This window comes from Mesorhizobium zhangyense (assembly GCF_011045115.1).
Taxonomy (GTDB): domain Bacteria; phylum Pseudomonadota; class Alphaproteobacteria; order Rhizobiales; family Rhizobiaceae; genus Mesorhizobium_M; species Mesorhizobium_M zhangyense.
Map to the genome: position 1 here is coordinate 105444 of NZ_JAAKZG010000008.1, position 15508 is coordinate 120951.

Annotated in this window: 13 protein-coding genes and 1 tRNA gene; 3 read left to right on the top strand and 11 right to left on the bottom strand. The window is 60.2% G+C overall.

Annotation, left to right across the window (positions count from 1 at the left end; genetic code table 11):
* Nucleotides 1-71 precede the first annotated feature (71 nt).
* The 9 genes from G6N74_RS19145 to aroA form a co-directional block, all read right to left on the bottom strand.
* Entirely contained in the window at nucleotides 72-1718 is a 1647-nt protein-coding gene (locus G6N74_RS19145; protein ID WP_165119548.1) for an MFS transporter, read from the bottom strand.
* 156 nt (nucleotides 1719-1874) lie between these two features.
* Nucleotides 1875-3575 carry a 30S ribosomal protein S1 gene (gene rpsA / locus G6N74_RS19150; RefSeq protein WP_165119549.1) on the bottom strand — a complete coding sequence of 567 codons (1701 nt, stop codon included), beginning with the start codon at nucleotides 3573-3575 and terminating at the stop codon, nucleotides 1875-1877.
* Nucleotides 3576-3775: 200 nt separating this feature from the next.
* Nucleotides 3776-4426 (bottom strand): (d)CMP kinase, encoded by a 651-nt coding sequence (cmk, locus tag G6N74_RS19155; RefSeq protein WP_165119550.1) that lies wholly within the window; start codon nucleotides 4424-4426, stop codon nucleotides 3776-3778.
* A gap of 48 nt (nucleotides 4427-4474) precedes the next feature.
* On the bottom strand, nucleotides 4475-4960 hold the full coding sequence (locus G6N74_RS19160; RefSeq protein ID WP_165119551.1) for a hypothetical protein: 486 nt from the start codon (nucleotides 4958-4960) through the stop codon (nucleotides 4475-4477).
* A gap of 195 nt (nucleotides 4961-5155) precedes the next feature.
* Nucleotides 5156-5710 carry a hypothetical protein gene (locus G6N74_RS19165; RefSeq protein WP_165119552.1) on the bottom strand — a complete coding sequence of 185 codons (555 nt, stop codon included), beginning with the start codon at nucleotides 5708-5710 and terminating at the stop codon, nucleotides 5156-5158.
* 137 nt (nucleotides 5711-5847) lie between these two features.
* Nucleotides 5848-6564, bottom strand: a complete 717-nt coding sequence (locus G6N74_RS19170; RefSeq protein WP_165119553.1) for a hypothetical protein — start codon at nucleotides 6562-6564, stop codon at nucleotides 5848-5850.
* 369 nt (nucleotides 6565-6933) lie between these two features.
* Complete coding sequence (locus G6N74_RS19175) at nucleotides 6934-7965, bottom strand: hypothetical protein (protein WP_165119554.1); 1032 nt, start codon at nucleotides 7963-7965, stop codon at nucleotides 6934-6936.
* Nucleotides 7966-8062: 97 nt separating this feature from the next.
* Nucleotides 8063-8398, bottom strand: a complete 336-nt coding sequence (locus G6N74_RS19180) for a hypothetical protein (protein WP_165119555.1) — start codon at nucleotides 8396-8398, stop codon at nucleotides 8063-8065.
* Nucleotides 8399-8401: 3 nt separating this feature from the next.
* Nucleotides 8402-9763, bottom strand: coding sequence for a 3-phosphoshikimate 1-carboxyvinyltransferase (gene aroA, locus G6N74_RS19185; RefSeq protein ID WP_165119556.1), 1362 nt, complete (start codon nucleotides 9761-9763; stop codon nucleotides 8402-8404).
* Nucleotides 9764-9968: 205 nt separating this feature from the next.
* On the opposite strand from aroA, the gene G6N74_RS19190 reads away from it, so the two are divergent.
* Both G6N74_RS19190 and G6N74_RS19195 read left to right on the top strand, forming a co-directional pair.
* Entirely contained in the window at nucleotides 9969-10349 is a 381-nt protein-coding gene (locus tag G6N74_RS19190; RefSeq protein ID WP_165119557.1) for a TIGR02300 family protein, read from the top strand.
* A gap of 167 nt (nucleotides 10350-10516) precedes the next feature.
* A tRNA-Ala gene (locus tag G6N74_RS19195) sits at nucleotides 10517-10592 on the top strand.
* Nucleotides 10593-10689: 97 nt separating this feature from the next.
* Here G6N74_RS19195 and G6N74_RS19200 read toward each other — a convergent pair.
* Together G6N74_RS19200 and G6N74_RS19205 are read right to left on the bottom strand one after the other, a co-directional pair.
* Nucleotides 10690-10974 (bottom strand): DUF2218 domain-containing protein, encoded by a 285-nt coding sequence (locus G6N74_RS19200; protein WP_165119558.1) that lies wholly within the window; start codon nucleotides 10972-10974, stop codon nucleotides 10690-10692.
* Nucleotides 10975-11121: 147 nt separating this feature from the next.
* Nucleotides 11122-11421: a DUF982 domain-containing protein gene (locus G6N74_RS19205; protein WP_165119559.1), complete on the bottom strand. Its 300-nt coding sequence runs from the start codon at nucleotides 11419-11421 to the stop codon at nucleotides 11122-11124.
* Nucleotides 11422-11689: 268 nt separating this feature from the next.
* Between G6N74_RS19205 and metH the strand changes: the two genes are divergently transcribed.
* Complete coding sequence (gene metH, locus G6N74_RS19210; RefSeq protein WP_165119560.1) at nucleotides 11690-15487, top strand: methionine synthase; 3798 nt, start codon at nucleotides 11690-11692, stop codon at nucleotides 15485-15487.
* The last annotated feature ends 21 nt before the right edge of the window (nucleotides 15488-15508 follow it).

Below are 15508 nucleotides of genomic sequence, written 5' to 3' on the forward strand. Positions count from 1 at the left end.
GTCTTAGCGCGCGGACCTTGCTGTCCGGTAAATGCGCAGCCGGCCGGCACCTCGGCGTTTAACCTCGACGGTCAATGAAGGTCGAGCATATCCTTGGGCGGTGCAATCGTCACGGACCAGTCCGTCGGTCGCTCGATCATGCGGTGCACACGGGGCGGCTCCTGCCCGCTGTGCAGCTTCCTGACACGCTCGCCGACGATGGCGTCGGCATGGGTTATGCGCTGGTTGTGCCGCACATATTCGACCCAGGTCGGCGTGTGATAGGTTTCCATCCACAGTTCCGGATTTTCCAGGTCGCGCGCCAGCGTCCATTGCCTGGCCCCGTCGCGCCGGCGCACGCGTCGGCGCTCGGCCATCGCGTCGAGGAATTCGGCGGTGTCCTTCAGCGCGATGACATACTCGATCATGATGACGATCGGGCCGCTGCGCGGCTTCACGTCGAGCGCCAGATGCGGCTCCTTCCAGCGGTTGAGCGGGTCGAGATTGAGGGATGTCTGCTCCGGCAGCGTGAACCATTTCAACCCGAGTGCAGCACCCGCGATCATCAGGGCGGCCGATGCAAGCAGTGCCTGGCCCGCACCGTGATTCTCGGCGATCACGCCCCAGATCCAGCTTCCCAGCGCCATGCCGCCGAAGGTCGCCGTCTGGTAGAGCGAGAGCGCGCGCCCGACCACCCAGCGCGGCGTCGACATCTGCACGGTGACGTTGAACAGCGAAAGCGAGATCACCCAGCTGCCGCCGCCGATAAGCAGCGCCGCGCAGGTAAGCCAGGCCATCTGGCTCAGCGCTGCAACGCTTGCGCAGACGGCAAAACCCATGAAGCCAAGGCGCACGATCCATTCGCTGCTCAGCTTCTGCCGCAGCCATGCGTTGATCAGCGCGCCACCGACTGCGCCGATGCCGAAGGCTCCGAGCAGTACGCCATAAAGCAGGGGGCCGCCCTGCACGATGTCGCGCGCGACCAGCGGCAGCAGGGCCAGCACCGAGATTGCCGTAAAGCCGAAGACGAAGCCGCGCAGCAGAACCTTTTCGATGTTGGGCGACATGGCGACGTAGCGCAGGCCGGCCGTCATCGCGATGCCGAGCGTCTCGCGCGGCAGCGTGCTGGGCGTCTCCTTCTGCTTCCAGCGCGACAGCACGAAGAGCAGCGGCAGATAACTGACCGCGTTCACGGCAAACGCCGCCGCCGCACCTGCCGCAGCGACGATGATGCCGCCAATGGCCGGGCCGACACTGCGGGTCAGGTTGAAGCCCATGCTGTTGACGGACACTGCCGCGGGCAGGTCGCTGCGCGGGACCATGTCGCCGACGGCGGCCTGCCACGAAGGATTGTTAAGTGCAGTGCCACAACCGAGCAGGAAGGTGAAGGAAAGGAGCAGCCAGGGCGTCAGGAAGTCGAAATAAGCGGCCAGCGTCAGCGCAATGGAAACTGCGAACATGAAGCCTTGCGCGGCGATCATCACCTTGCGCCGGTTGTAATTGTCGGCGATCGCGCCCGAGGCCAGCGAAAACAGCATGATCGGCAGGGCAGTCGAGGCCTGGACCAGCGCCACCATATCGGCCGAGTTCGAGATGGCGGTCATCATCCAGGCCGCGCCCACGCTCTGGATCAGCCCGCCGAAATTCGAAGCGAGGCTGGCGATCCACACCGAGCGGAAGATGCTGTGCTTGAAGGGCGCCAGGGCTGAGGGTCGGTCGGGCGCTGGCTGGTCGTTCATGTCTGGCTGCGGCGCGTCTGTCATGTGAGTCGTTTATGCCGCGCAAACCCTAAAGCAACAAGCATAGCGAAGAAATCCATTCCGCATGGGCAAAAAGAAAAACCCCGCCGGATTGCTCCGGCGGGGTTTCGTTCACGGGCGGTCAATGACGAAAGATCACTCGCTGCCGCGGTTCTTCAGGGCCGCGCCCAGGATGTCGCCGAGCGAAGCGCCGGAGTCGGTCGAGCCGTACTGGGCAACCGCTTCCTTCTCTTCGGCGATTTCCAGCGCCTTGATGGAGACCTGGATCTTGCGGGTCTTCTTGTCGAAGGCGATGACGCGCGCATCGACCTTCTGGCCGACGGTGAAGCGCTCGGGGCGTTGCTCGTCACGGTCGCGCGACAGGTCGTTGCGCTTGATGAAGGTCTCGACATCGTGGTCGACAAGCCGGACTTCCAGGCCGCCGTCCTTGACGCCGATGACTTCGCAGGTCACGACCGCGTTCTTGCGCAGTTCACCCGAAGTTGCAGCTTCGCCGACAGCATCACGCGAAAGCTGCTTGATGCCGAGCGAGATGCGCTCCTTGTCCTGATCGACGTCGAGCACCTGCGCCTTGACGATGTCGCCGCGGTTGTACTCTTCGATGACCTGCTCGCCCGGACGGTTCCAGTCGAGGTCGGACAGGTGGACCATGCCGTCCACGTCGCCTTCCAGGCCGATGAACAGGCCGAACTCGGTCTTGTTCTTGACCTCGCCCTCGACGACAGCACCGACCGGATGGTTGCGTGCGAACGCTTCCCAAGGATTCTCGAGCGTCTGCTTGAGGCCGAGCGAAATGCGGCGCTTGGCCGGATCGACCTCGAGCACGACAACGTCGACTTCCTGCGTGGTCGAGAGGATCTTGCCGGGATGCACGTTCTTCTTCGTCCACGACATTTCCGAAACGTGGATGAGGCCCTCGATGCCCGGCTCCAGCTCCACGAAGGCGCCGTAGTCGGTGATGTTGGTGACCGTGCCGGTGATCTTCTTGCCGATCGGGAACTTGGTGCCGATCTCGCTCCACGGATCGCTCTCGAGCTGCTTCATGCCGAGGGAGATACGGTGGGTTTCCTGGTTGATGCGGATGATCTGCACCTTGACCGTCTGACCGATGTTGAGGATTTCGGTCGGATGGTTGACGCGGCGCCATGCCATGTCGGTGACATGCAGCAGGCCGTCGATGCCGCCGAGGTCGACGAACGCACCGTAGTCGGTGATGTTCTTGACGACGCCTTCGACAACCTGGCCCTCTTCGAGGTTCTGCACGATTTCCGAACGCTGTTCTGCACGGCTCTCTTCAAGCACGGTGCGGCGCGAAACCACGATGTTGCCGCGACGGCGATCCATCTTCAGGATCTCGAAGGGCTGCGGGTTGTGCATCAGCGGGGAAACGTCGCGGATCGGGCGGATATCGACCTGCGAACGTGGCAGGAACGCCACGGCGCCGTCGAGATCGACCGTGAAGCCGCCCTTGACCTGGTTGAAGATGACGCCTTCGACGCGCTCACCCTTGTTGAATTTCTCTTCGAGCTTGACCCAGCTCTCTTCGCGGCGAGCCTTGTCGCGCGACAGCATGGCTTCGCCCAGCGCGTTTTCGATGCGCTCGACATAGACCTCGACGGTGTCGCCCACCTTGAGCTGGCCGTCCTTGGCCTTGGCGCCGAATTCCTTCAGCGGCACGCGGCCTTCGACCTTGAGGCCGACGTCGATGATGGCCATGTCTTTTTCAATGGCCGTGATGATGCCGCGAACAACCTGGCCTTCACCCGAGTGGCCGTCGGAAAACGACTCGTCGAGAAGGCTGGCAAAATCGTCGCGGGTTGGATTGGAAGCTGACATTGTTTCTCCTGGAAGGCTCTCGCATCTGCGGAGCCGGCGCCTTGGTTCGTGTTGCGTTTTGCCTGTTCAGCATCCCGGGCAAATGCCCTGGTGCCGCTTTCGCGGCGGTATTCGGCGCATGAGAATGCTGGCAGGCGGGTTATCCGGCCCAGATGATGCTTCGTGACCGCTTCAGCAAGCCACAACGCGAAACATCGGGATCAGATTTCGCTTCTCTTGGCTATTGCGTCGTCAATGATCGCTTTTGCCGCAATAAACGCGGTCTCTATAGACATTTCCGACGTATCGAGCAAGTGCGCGTCTGCGGCGGGCTTGAGCGGCGAGTCGGTACGGCCCATGTCGCGCTCGTCGCGAAGCTTGATGTCGGAGAGGATTTCGTCGAAATCCGCCTTGCCGCCACGCCCCTCGATGTCACGCAGACGGCGCATGGCGCGCACCTCGGCACTTGCGGTGACATAGAGTTTCACTTCCGCCTCGGGGCAAACGACGGTGCCGATATCGCGCCCGTCCAGCACCGCGCCGCCGTCCCGATCGGCAAAGGCGCGCTGCTTGTCGACCAGGATGCGGCGAACCTCCGCAATCACGGCAACACGCGAGGCAGCATCCGCCACCGTATGGGCCGACAACCCCTCGCGATCAAGATGGCCGAGATCGACCAGCCGCGCCGCCTCGATCGCATGCGCCTCGTCATCGAGCGGCCAGCCCTTCGTCAAAAGCATATGCGCCACCGCCCGGTAGGTCAGGCCGGTGTCGAGATGCGGCAGGTGGTAATAATCGGCCAGCCGCCGCGCGAGCGTTCCTTTGCCGGAAGCCGCGGGACCGTCGATGGCGATGATGAGGGAGCGAGACATGCCTTGCTTCAAGCCGAGAGGCGGTCAAAAGGCAAGAGGCGGCGGAATCTAGTCCACCTTTATGCCGGATTTTCGCGCCCACTCCTTGTATTCAGGCTCGAACGGGAAGGGGGATGGCTCCCAGATATGTTCGACTTTGTATGCGGCAACCACTGACGCTTCTATCTCGCGTAGACAACGTCCTATGCCGGTGTGGTCATTTGCATCTAATAGGGCACAAAGCTGCCTCTCGTGGGTATGATCTGCCTGCGGTTCATCCGATAACCATCTCTTTGAATGCCACCGCATCAGCATTCGGGCAGCATCAAAGTTGCCCATCGCGAGTTCCAATCTGAAGTGGAGAGCCTCGTGCTGCCAGATTTGCAGGTCACCATGCATCGCATAGGCGTAAAGCCGGTCGAACGTTGCCAGGGATCTAAAAAATGGCAGGACGGAGGACTCGATGTCGGCACGCAGCTGCTCGCTTAAAATGTCTTCCGGCATGCTGCGTGCCGGCTCATCGGAATATTTGGTGCCTACTCCATCTATGTTCATCAACTGCAGCACCGGCGGCAGGGCAAATATCGGAACGACAAACCAACGCGGACGAAAAACACCGGCGATGCCGACCGCATCGAAAAGCAGCGCGCAAAAAGCGTGTCGTACCGGGCGAAGAACAAGAAAGCGTTCTCGATGCAGACGTCGCTATTTCGAAGCAATAAAGGCGTCAGCAAGCGCTGGAAACGATTCTTACGAGGCATGTTCAACGGGAAAAATTGTTGGCTGCCAAAGATGGCTCAGCCTAAGTTCTTCAGCTGCCGCCTCCTCTGCTTCCCGTAATACATGTGGAATTTCGGCGGCATTATCGGCCTCGAGCAGCAGGCATAGCCGACGCACGAGAGAATAAATGGGACTCTCCTTCCGATAAGTATCAACGGGTCGGTCGAACCATTGTTGGCGATGCCAGCGTCTGAGCATATGGGCCGCATCGAAATTCCCCATCGCAAGCTCGAGTGGAAAATGCAGTTCGGGCGAGATCGAGAACGGCCGCTTTCCGCTGACCAGGTATTCGTAACATGTTTCGATTGAGTTCAGCCTTCGCAGCAAAGGCATATGCTGTTTTTCAATTTCAACGCAGGCCGTTTTCGAAATGGAATTCTTAGGTAGACTGACAGTCTTCCTGAACGGCCCGGCATCCTTTGCGGCAATCACACCCGAAACTGTATTTGTTGAATCCTTCAGAAAAAGGATATCCACGGCCCATTCCAGATAAACCCGGCCTTCTTCGGAAGCCTGTTTTGTCAAGATTCTCCGGCAAACATGGCCTACGGGATCAAGGAGCAAAAACCCGCCAACGCAGGTTGTGTCGGGGTTCATCTCGAAAACTGGTTTGAGAATTATTTCAATATCTGCTGGTGTCGTGCATTCTATGTCTCCCTCCATTAGTCCGCCTTTGGGCCGGATTTTCGCGCCCAGTCCTTGTATTCGGGTTCGAACGGGAAGGGGGATGGCTCCCAGAGGCCGTCCAGATCGGAAAATTCTGTGGTCGACGCTTCCCATTCGTGTAGATGTCGAGCGATCGCGCCGTAATTTCCATCATCGAGCAGACGGCAGAGCGGGCGTATCTGTTCAAGCTCGTAGTCATCAAAATCATCGTCTTGCTTCCGAAACCAATGGTCGCGGTGCTGCGCCAGCAACGTGCTGGCGGCATCGAAATGCCCCATCGCAAGCTCAAGGCAAAACTTCGAGTCCGGTGTATTCGTGTTCAGATTTGCCGGCCTGTTGGTGATTTCGTGGTAAAATCGCTCCATGGTGTTGATGGAGCGTAGAAAAGGCAACACCTCGTCCCTGACAGTGTCCTCAAAGGCTTCATATTGTATCGGCCTCGGCAGCAGTTCGGGGTATATCACGATCGCTTCCCCCTGAGGGAGAGGGGTGCTGAAGCCGATCGTATTCTCCAGTTCAGTTGGGGAAGACGGCGCCCACAGGCTGTGGATGCTCCACACCCCGTAGAGCCCGTTTTTCTCCGGGGCGTCAAAGGCCATTATCCCCCGTACGAAGTGATGGACCGGCTTCACCACGGTCCATAGCTTAGTCTGGACTACGTCCGGTTGCTGTTCGAGCCGTTGCGTCAGCCGGTCCTTGCCGATTGGTGCCATTGTTGCCCCCTTTTGACCGGGAACGATTTTGCCATCGTACGGAAAGAGTGTGGACTCTCAAAATCGAGTTAGTTTGTAATTGCGGACAGTGATCGCTTCGCTGTCAGGCAACAAGCGAGCTACCTCGATGCAGTTTCCTCCAATTTTTGAGGTGCAACTAGGTTGCCCACCGCGGCCCGACCAGAATTCCGCTTCCGCTCGTTCGCGATTGAGAATTCTTTGGATGCCGCTTCAGAAGAGGCATCCAGAAGATACCGTGTTCGCGGTCCGTCTTTCATTTTGCAGGTCGAATTTCGACGATAACGATCTGATATACCTCATCGTGTTTGGCTATCACGTTGCTATATATCTCCAAAATGCGCGCCCTTGTCAGTCCTCGTCGCCCGGTCTTAAGATCGTATACGCAAATAGTTTTTTTGTTGACCCTTTCCACAACATCAATACGCACGGAGTTTTTGAGACCGTACCGAGCTTTGTCCTGCTCCGATTTATGAAGGATTCTTCCGTAGTAAGATTTGGGTTTCCCAACGCGTCAATCATGTTTTTAACTGACATGTGTACAGCTGTACCGTACGCTCCGGCGTTCTTGAATAACGCTCTATTTAGTGAATTTGCAGCGTAATTGGCTACTGTTTGAACTTGCGGAAAACGCGGGCAGGCATATTCAACGTCTTCGCGTTTCATGCCGCTCATCCAGGCAGGTGGTTCTCCTGGTACTTGGTTCAACAGCTCGTCTGCACGAAACGAAAAGATCGTATGCTCGTCAGACTCCTGGGTGCTTAGCCACCAATTGTAGAGTTCGGTCGCGGCGTCCAGAACCACTTCGGTTGGGTAAGAAGTTGGGTTTCGCGTTCGAGACGGTTTCCGCGAGTCGTCAAAGAAAGCTGGCAAAAGGATAGGCTGTGATGCCGGTCCGTCGAGTGTCCAGGTCGACTCGCTGAGCAGATTGCCCCTTGCATCGAAGATACGCTGCGTATCGCCATTGTTTTCGAAAGTGACGCGGGTACCGTTAGGTAGGGTTACCGTATTTCGTTCGATGCCCTGTGCCGGGTAGTCCGCGACTATTCTGCTGCCGTTGCGATTTACGATCGTGCGAGATGCGACAGAACCGTCCGGCCGATACTGCTCAGCATAGGATGACCAAGGCTGTTCGCCTTCCCGATCTTGGACCACGCGCTGCCTGGTCGCATCCGCTCGCAATGAATCGGTAAGCCCGCCACCAGCGCCGCCGCTATCGGTCCATTGGCCGCCCTCCGAGTTTCCGGTCGGAACACGAGGCTGATTGGGATTGAAGTTGGCTTTGAGGTCGGTGCGCAGCAACCCGAGTTTGAATTTCAAGGCCGCGACCTGGAATCGCAGCTGGCTTTGGTAGCGTGGGTCGAATGAATTCCAGTTTGACATTGAAGCATCCTTTCTTTGATGCCTCAATTTTAGAGGATAATATTCCTACGTGGATAAACGAAGTGCGTGTTTTTGTAATAGCGAGCTATGCGAGCGGCTAGCCACTGTTCCGCCCCAAGATCACCCCGATCACATACCCCGCCAGCAACCCGCACGCAGGCGGCAGGCTGAGGAACATATACGGCCCCCAGTCGCTGACCCGCTGCTGGTGCTGCATGCCGCCGATACCGCTCAGGAAGTAATAGGCGATGAACAGAATGGGGATGACGGCCAGGAAAATAGTCGCGCCCGTGCTGGGTTTTCCCCTTAGCTTGCCGTCCACTTCCACCTGAACGCTGGCATAGACCGTCCTGCCGGACCAGATCAGAAACGGAAAGCCCAGCATGAGATAGAGCAGGAAGGCAGTAGCGAACGAGCCCAGTTGCTCCAGCATTTTCTAGCCCGCCACGGCCTCTGAAATGGAAATCAGCGCGCCCATGCCCGTCATCAGGCCCATGAATTCCGGGAAGCTGGTGGCGATCATGGTCTGGTCGTCCACGCTCACCGGTTTTTCAGCGGCGAGGCCCATGACCAGAAAGCTCATGGCGATGCGGTGGTCGAGATGCGTCTTCACCGTTCCGCCGCCCAGGCCCTTGCCGCCGGTCTTGCCGCGCACGGAAAGCGAGGCTTCGCCCTCGGTGCAGTCGACGCCGTTGGCTTCCAGCCCGCGCGCCACGGCGGCCAGACGGTCGCTCTCCTTCACCCGCAACTCGTCGAGGCCCTGCATCAGCGTCTCGCCCTCGGCAAACGAGGCTGCGACCGCCAGAACCGGATACTCGTCGATCATCGACGGCGCACGCTCGGCCGGCACGGTCACGCCCTTCAGCTCGGACGAGCGCACGCGCAGGTCCGCCACATCCTCGCCGCCGGCATTGCGCCGGTTAAGAAGCTCGATCGACGCACCCATTTCCAGAAGCGTGGTGATCAGGCCGGTGCGCGTCGGGTTCATCAGCACGTTTTCGATGGTGATGTCCGACCCCGGCACGATGAGTGCCGCCACCAGCGGGAAGCCGGCCGACGATGGGTCGCCCGGAACGGCGATGGTCTGGCCGGAAAGCTTGCCCTGGCCCTCGATGCGGATATGGCGCACGCCGTCCTTGTCGATTTCCACCTCGAGATTGGCGCCGAACCCTTTCAGCATCTTTTCGGTGTGGTCGCGCGTCATCACCGGTTCGATGACGGTGGTGATGCCCGGTGTATTGAGGCCGGCCAGCAGCACGGCCGATTTCACCTGTGCGGAGGCCATCGGCACGCGGTAGCTGATGGGAGCGGCCTGCTTCGGCCCGCGCAGCGTGATCGGCATGCGGTCGCCGGGCGAAGCCTTTAGCACCTGAACGCCCATTTCGCGCAGTGGGTCGAGCACACGCGCCATCGGCCGGCCGGACAGCGAGGCGTCGCCGATGAAGGTCGTCTCCATGTCATAGGTGCCGACGAGCCCCATGGTCAGGCGCGAGCCGGTGCCGGCATTGCCGAAGTCGAGCGGCGCCGTGGGTTCCAGCAGGCAGCCATTGCCGGTGCCCTGGATGATCCATTCGGCGCCGCGCTTCTCGATATGCGCGCCCATCGCCTTCATCGCTTCGCCGGTGCGCAGCACGTCTTCGCCTTCGAGCAGGCCGGTGATGCGCGTCTCTCCGGAGGCCAGTCCGCCAAACATGAAGGAGCGGTGGGAGATGGACTTGTCGCCCGGCATCCGGACCGTTCCGGAGAGTGCTGACGATTTGCGAGCGGCCGCAGGCTGCGGAAGTGATTGATGCGACATGAAGATACCTCTTGCGGAAGACCGCAAAACATGCGTTTTCCAGATAGTGCGGCGGTCTCCTACCATGGCCCGCCGTGCCGGTCATCCCCTCCAGTGCGGCTGTTTTGACAGCTGTTTGGCTGATGCGGAAATTTCCGTCTTTTGGCTTTGACAGCGCATCAAACTGTGGTTATGGGGACCAAACTTTGCATACGAGGCATAGACGGTGGCTAAACCAGAACTTGGCATAAAGCGCATCGATCCGGAAACCGGGCGTAAATTCTACGACCTGAACAAGGATCCGATCGTTTCGCCCTACACGGGCAAGACCTACCCCCGGTCTTATTTCGACTCGACCAGCATCAAGGCTGTCGATGACGAAGAGGAAGAGGTCGAGGAGAAGGAAGTCGACGCCGAGGAAGAAGGCGCCGAAGTCGTTTCTCTCGAAGAAGCAGACGACGAGGCCAAGGACGACGTTATCGAGATCGAGGACGAGGAAGACGTCGACCTCGGCGATGATGACGACGACACCTTCCTTGAAGATGAAGAGGAAGACGACGACGACGTCTCCGACATCATCGGCGTTGGCGACGACGACGAGACTTGAACCAATGCCGCGGTGTCGGGGTGCCGGCACTGCGGTGTAAGAAAAAGGCCTCAAGCAGGCTTGATCTTCCGACGAGGCGGCGCTAGAAGCCGCCTCACACCGGTTCGGGGCCAGCCCCGGTCGGACTACTCGCCGGAAACGGCGTCCGGGTTTTAAATTCGGAAAATGGGGCCATAGCTCAGCTGGGAGAGCGCCTGCATGGCATGCAGGAGGTCAGCGGTTCGATCCCGCTTGGCTCCACCAAATATTTCCAAGCGGTTGATTCTTCCGAAAGCTTTTCCCGGCGTATTCTGAACTGCGGAAAGGCACAAATTCGAAGTGCACCCCCCCCGCAAGGTCTCTACCCGCCGATCGGCTTCCACTCGAAAGCCAGTTCCTCCCGAAACGCAAAGCGCACGATATGGTCGGCGACGACCTGTTCCATTCGCGGCAAGTCGGAAGCTTCGACCTCGACCGTAAGCGCGGTCGGGCTTGCGTCCATATCGACCAGACGCCCTTCACCCAGATCGATATGCCCCTTGAGCGGGGTGAAATCGACCGTGAATTTGTGGCCCCAATGCTTGCAAAGCTGCTGCAGGTAGCGGCTTGCGTTCTCGGTTTCGACCACGGCTTTCGATTTCGGCACGATATTATTCCCTTTGCATGGCGGCGAAGCTTGCCTGGACGCCGTCTATCTAGGTCATAGGTAGCCGTTCTCACAGGCTGGTGGCGATCGTAAGGTTCAACATACACAATTGTTATCTGAGTTGCGGCTCACGGTCCCTGTCGACGCTTAGTGCGCCGGCCTGATCTCACCGTCCCCATCCAGCACGAGCGCATGGGCGTCGTCCTTGGTGAGGATCTTGGAGACGCGAGCAAAGCTCGTAAACGCCTTGCGCGCATCTTCGGTGGGAACCTGCTCGATCATTGCTTCCAGGCAGGCATTCATCGCCGTCTGATAGACTGGACCCTGCCGCCCGACCGGCCATTCCTGCAGGAAGGTCATCGCGTCGCCGACGCTGTAGATTTCCGTTACCGGTTGGCTGGGCTCGGGGCTTATGCGCACCGGTATGATGAACTGCAACCTGTCCATTTCAAACCTCGTCTCTGCCATCGCAGGCATTCGGCTTTTCCGCCGATATGGTGGCCGGCATCCGTCGCGCCAAGCGTTGACGCCGTCAATTCAGCCAAACGGGTGATCACACTTGCGGCATCGGACCGCTAACGCGGCGCGTTAGCAAAGGTTGCGCGCGGCAGCCCGAAGAGGATTCTGCGGCTTCGCAGGTGCATTCCATTGTGATATGTTGACATAAAGATGTCGTTATGTGACATGCGCTGGCATGTCGCTTAAGGTGCAAAATATGTCGCAGTCAAATAACGCCCTCGATGCACTGTTCGGTGCCGTTTCGGCACCGCGCGACGGCGCGGAGATACGCGTCGCACTGGAAAAGGCGGCGCGCGAGCGCATCCTCATCCTCGACGGTGCGATGGGCACGCAGATCCAGGGGCTCGGCTTTGACGAGGATCATTTTCGCGGCGAGCGTTTCGGCGGCTGCGCCTGCCACCAGCAGGGCAACAACGACCTTCTGATCCTGTCGCAGCCGGCGGCGATCGAGGAAATCCACTACAAATACGCCATCGCCGGCGCCGACATCATCGAGACCAACACCTTCTCATCGACCTCCATCGCGCAGGCCGATTACGGCATGGAGGACATGGTCTATGACCTCAACCGCGACGGCGCGCGGCTGGTGCGTCGCGCCGCGATCCGCGCCGAGCAGGAGGATGGCAAGCGCCGCTTCGTCGCGGGTGCGCTCGGGCCGACCAACCGCACGGCCTCGATCTCGCCGGATGTCAACAATCCCGGCTACCGCGCCGTCAGTTTCGACGATCTGCGCATCGCCTATGGCGAGCAGTTGCGCGGCCTGATCGATGGTGGCGCCGACCTGATCCTGATCGAGACGATCTTCGACACGCTGAATGCCAAGGCGGCGATCTTCGCCTGCAGCGAAGTCTTTGCCGAAAAGGGCATCGACCTGCCAATCATGATCTCGGGCACCATCACCGATCTTTCCGGCCGCACCCTGTCGGGCCAGACGCCGACAGCCTTCTGGCATTCGGTGCGCCACGCCAGCCCGTTCACAATCGGCCTCAACTGCGCGCTCGGCGCCAACGCCATGCGCGCGCATTTGTCCGAGATTTCTGACGTTGCCGACACCTTCGTCTGCGCCTATCCCAATGCCGGCCTGCCCAACGAATTCGGCCAGTATGACGAGAGCCCGGAGTTCATGGCGGCGCAGATCGAGGATTTTGCGCGCGAAGGTCTGGTCAATATCGTCGGCGGCTGTTGCGGCTCGACGCCAGATCATATCCGCGCCATCGCCGAGGTGGTGAAGAAATATCCGCCGCGCGCGCTGCCACAGATCGAGCCGAAGATGCGCCTGTCGGGGCTGGAGCCCTTCGTGCTCACCGACGAAATCCCCTTCGTCAATGTCGGCGAGCGCACCAACGTCACCGGCTCGGCCAAGTTCCGCAAGCTGGTCACTGCCGGCGACTATGCAGCCGCCCTCGATGTCGCGCGCGATCAGGTCGTCAACGGCGCGCAGATCATCGACATCAACATGGACGAGGGCCTGATCGATTCGCAAAAGGCGATGGTCGAATATCTCAACCTCATCGCCGCCGAGCCCGATATCGCCCGCGTGCCGGTAATGATCGATTCGTCCAAATGGGATGTGATCGAGGCCGGGCTGAAATGCGTTCAGGGCAAGCCGCTGGTCAATTCCATTTCCATGAAGGAAGGCGAGGAGGCTTTCCTGCATCACGCCAAGCTGTGCCGGGCCTATGGCGCGGCGGTCGTCGTCATGGCGTTCGACGAAAAGGGCCAGGCCGACACGCAGGCCAGAAAAGTCGAGATCTGCACCCGTGCCTACAAGCTGCTGACCGAACAGGCCGGCTTCCCGCCGGAAGACATCATCTTCGACCCGAACATCTTCGCGGTCGCCACCGGCATCGAGGAGCACAACAATTACGGCGTCGATTTCATTGAGGCCACCCGCGAGATCATCGAGACGCTGCCGCATGTCCATATCTCCGGCGGCGTCTCGAACCTGTCTTTCTCCTTCCGCGGCAACGAGCCTGTTCGCGAGGCGATGCACGCCGTGTTCCTCTATCACGCCATTCAGGCGGGCATGGATATGGGCATCGTCAATGCCGGCCAGCTTGCCGTATACGAATCGATCGACCCGGAACTGCGCGAGGCCTGTGAGGACGTCGTTCTCAACCGTCGCGACGATGGCACCGAGCGCCTGCTGGAGCTTGCAGAGCGCTACAAGGGCACGGCCGGCAAGGAGGCCAAGGAGCGCGACCTTGCCTGGCGCGAATGGCCGGTCGATCAGCGCATTTCGCACGCGCTGGTCAATGGCATCACCGAATTCATCGACGCCGACACGGATGAGGCGCGGCTGAAGGCCGAGCGGCCGCTGCATGTCATCGAAGGCCCGTTGATGGCCGGCATGAATGTCGTCGGCGACCTGTTCGGCGCAGGCAAGATGTTCCTGCCGCAGGTGGTCAAGTCGGCCCGCGTCATGAAACAGGCCGTCGCTGGCCTGCTGCCGCATATGGAAGCCGAGAAGATCGCCAATGCCAAGAACGGCATTGCTTCCAGCGGCCGCGAAAGCGCCGGCAAGATCGTGATGGCGACGGTGAAGGGCGATGTCCACGACATCGGCAAGAACATCGTCGGCGTCGTGCTGGCCTGCAACAACTACGAGATCATCGACCTCGGCGTCATGGTGCCGGCGGCGAAGATCCTGCAGACGGCGCGCGACGAGAAGGCCGATATCATCGGCCTGTCCGGCCTGATCACGCCGTCGCTCGACGAGATGGTGCATGTCGCTGCTGAGATGGAGCGGGAGGGTTTCAGCGTCCCCCTGCTCATCGGCGGGGCGACGACCAGCCGCGTGCATACCGCCGTGAAAATCCACCCGCGCTATGAGCGCGGCCAGACCGTCTATGTCACCGATGCCAGCCGCGCCGTCGGCGTCGTGTCGAGCCTGCTGTCGGCAGATGCCAAGCCCGGCTATGTCGAGAATGTCCGCGCCGAATACAGGAAGGTCGCCGACGCTCACGCCCGCTCCGAGGCAGACAAGCAGCGCCTGCCGCTGGCCAAGGCCCGCGCCAATGCGCACAGGATCGACTGGACGACTTACCAGCCGCCAAAACCGTCCTTCCTCGGCACTCGCACCTTCGAGACCTGGGACCTTGCCGAGCTCGCCCGCTACATCGACTGGACACCCTTCTTCCAGACCTGGGAGCTGAAGGGCCGCTATCCGAAAATCCTCGAGGATGAAAAGCAGGGACCGGCCGCGCGCCAGCTGTTTGAGGATGCGCAGGCGATGCTGAAGAAGATCATCGCCGAAAAATGGTTCGCGCCGAAAGGCGTCATCGGCTTCTGGCCGGCCAATGCCGTCGGCGACGATGTCCGGCTCTACACGGACGAGGGCAGGGGGCAGGAACTCGCTACCTTCTTCACGCTGCGCCAGCAACTAGCCAAGCGCGACGGCCGCCCGAACGTCGCGCTGTCGGATTTCGTCGCACCCGCGGACAGCGGCAAGCCGGACTATATCGGCGGCTTCGTGGTTACGGCCGGGATCGAGGAAGTCGCGATCGCCGAGCGTTTCGAACGCGCCAATGACGATTACAACTCGATCCTCGTCAAGGCGCTGGCAGACCGCTTCGCCGAAGCCTTTGCCGAGCGTATGCATGAGAAGGTGCGCAAGGAATTCTGGGGTTATGCGCCGAATGAGACCCTCGCGCCGGACGAGTTGATCGGTGAACCTTATCAGGGCATCCGTCCCGCGCCCGGCTATCCCGCGCAGCCAGACCATACCGAGAAGGTGACACTGTTCAGGCTGCTCGACGCTGAGCGCAATTCGGGTGTCAGCCTGACAGAGAGCATGGCGATGTGGCCGGGTTCGTCCGTTTCGGGCATGTACCTCTCGCACCCCGAAAGCTATTATTTCGGCGTCGCCAAGGTCGAGCGCGATCAGGTCGAGAATTATGCGGTTCGCAAGGATATGGCGGTGATCGAGGTCGAGCGCTGGCTCGGGCCGATCCTCAACTATGTGCCGGTCCCGCATGCCGAGGCGGCGGAATAGCGGCGGATTTTTCCGCTGTCG

Excerpts from the sequence above, each read along its gene's own strand:
- metH (WP_165119560.1), top strand. The coding sequence starts at position 11,690 with ATGTCGCAGTCAAATAACGCCCTCGATGCACTGTTCGGTGCCGTTTCG.
- G6N74_RS19205 (WP_165119559.1), bottom strand. The coding sequence starts at position 11,421 with ATGGACAGGTTGCAGTTCATCATACCGGTGCGCATAAGCCCCGAGCCC.
- cmk (WP_165119550.1), bottom strand. The coding sequence starts at position 4,426 with ATGTCTCGCTCCCTCATCATCGCCATCGACGGTCCCGCGGCTTCCGGC.
- G6N74_RS19145 (WP_165119548.1), bottom strand. The coding sequence starts at position 1,718 with ATGAACGACCAGCCAGCGCCCGACCGACCCTCAGCCCTGGCGCCCTTC.
- G6N74_RS19170 (WP_165119553.1), bottom strand. The coding sequence starts at position 6,564 with ATGGCACCAATCGGCAAGGACCGGCTGACGCAACGGCTCGAACAGCAA.
- aroA (WP_165119556.1), bottom strand. The coding sequence starts at position 9,763 with ATGTCGCATCAATCACTTCCGCAGCCTGCGGCCGCTCGCAAATCGTCA.
- rpsA (WP_165119549.1), bottom strand. The coding sequence starts at position 3,575 with ATGTCAGCTTCCAATCCAACCCGCGACGATTTTGCCAGCCTTCTCGAC.
- G6N74_RS19175 (WP_165119554.1), bottom strand. The coding sequence starts at position 7,965 with ATGTCAAACTGGAATTCATTCGACCCACGCTACCAAAGCCAGCTGCGA.
- G6N74_RS19160 (WP_165119551.1), bottom strand. The coding sequence starts at position 4,960 with ATGAACATAGATGGAGTAGGCACCAAATATTCCGATGAGCCGGCACGC.
- G6N74_RS19180 (WP_165119555.1), bottom strand. The coding sequence starts at position 8,398 with ATGCTGGAGCAACTGGGCTCGTTCGCTACTGCCTTCCTGCTCTATCTC.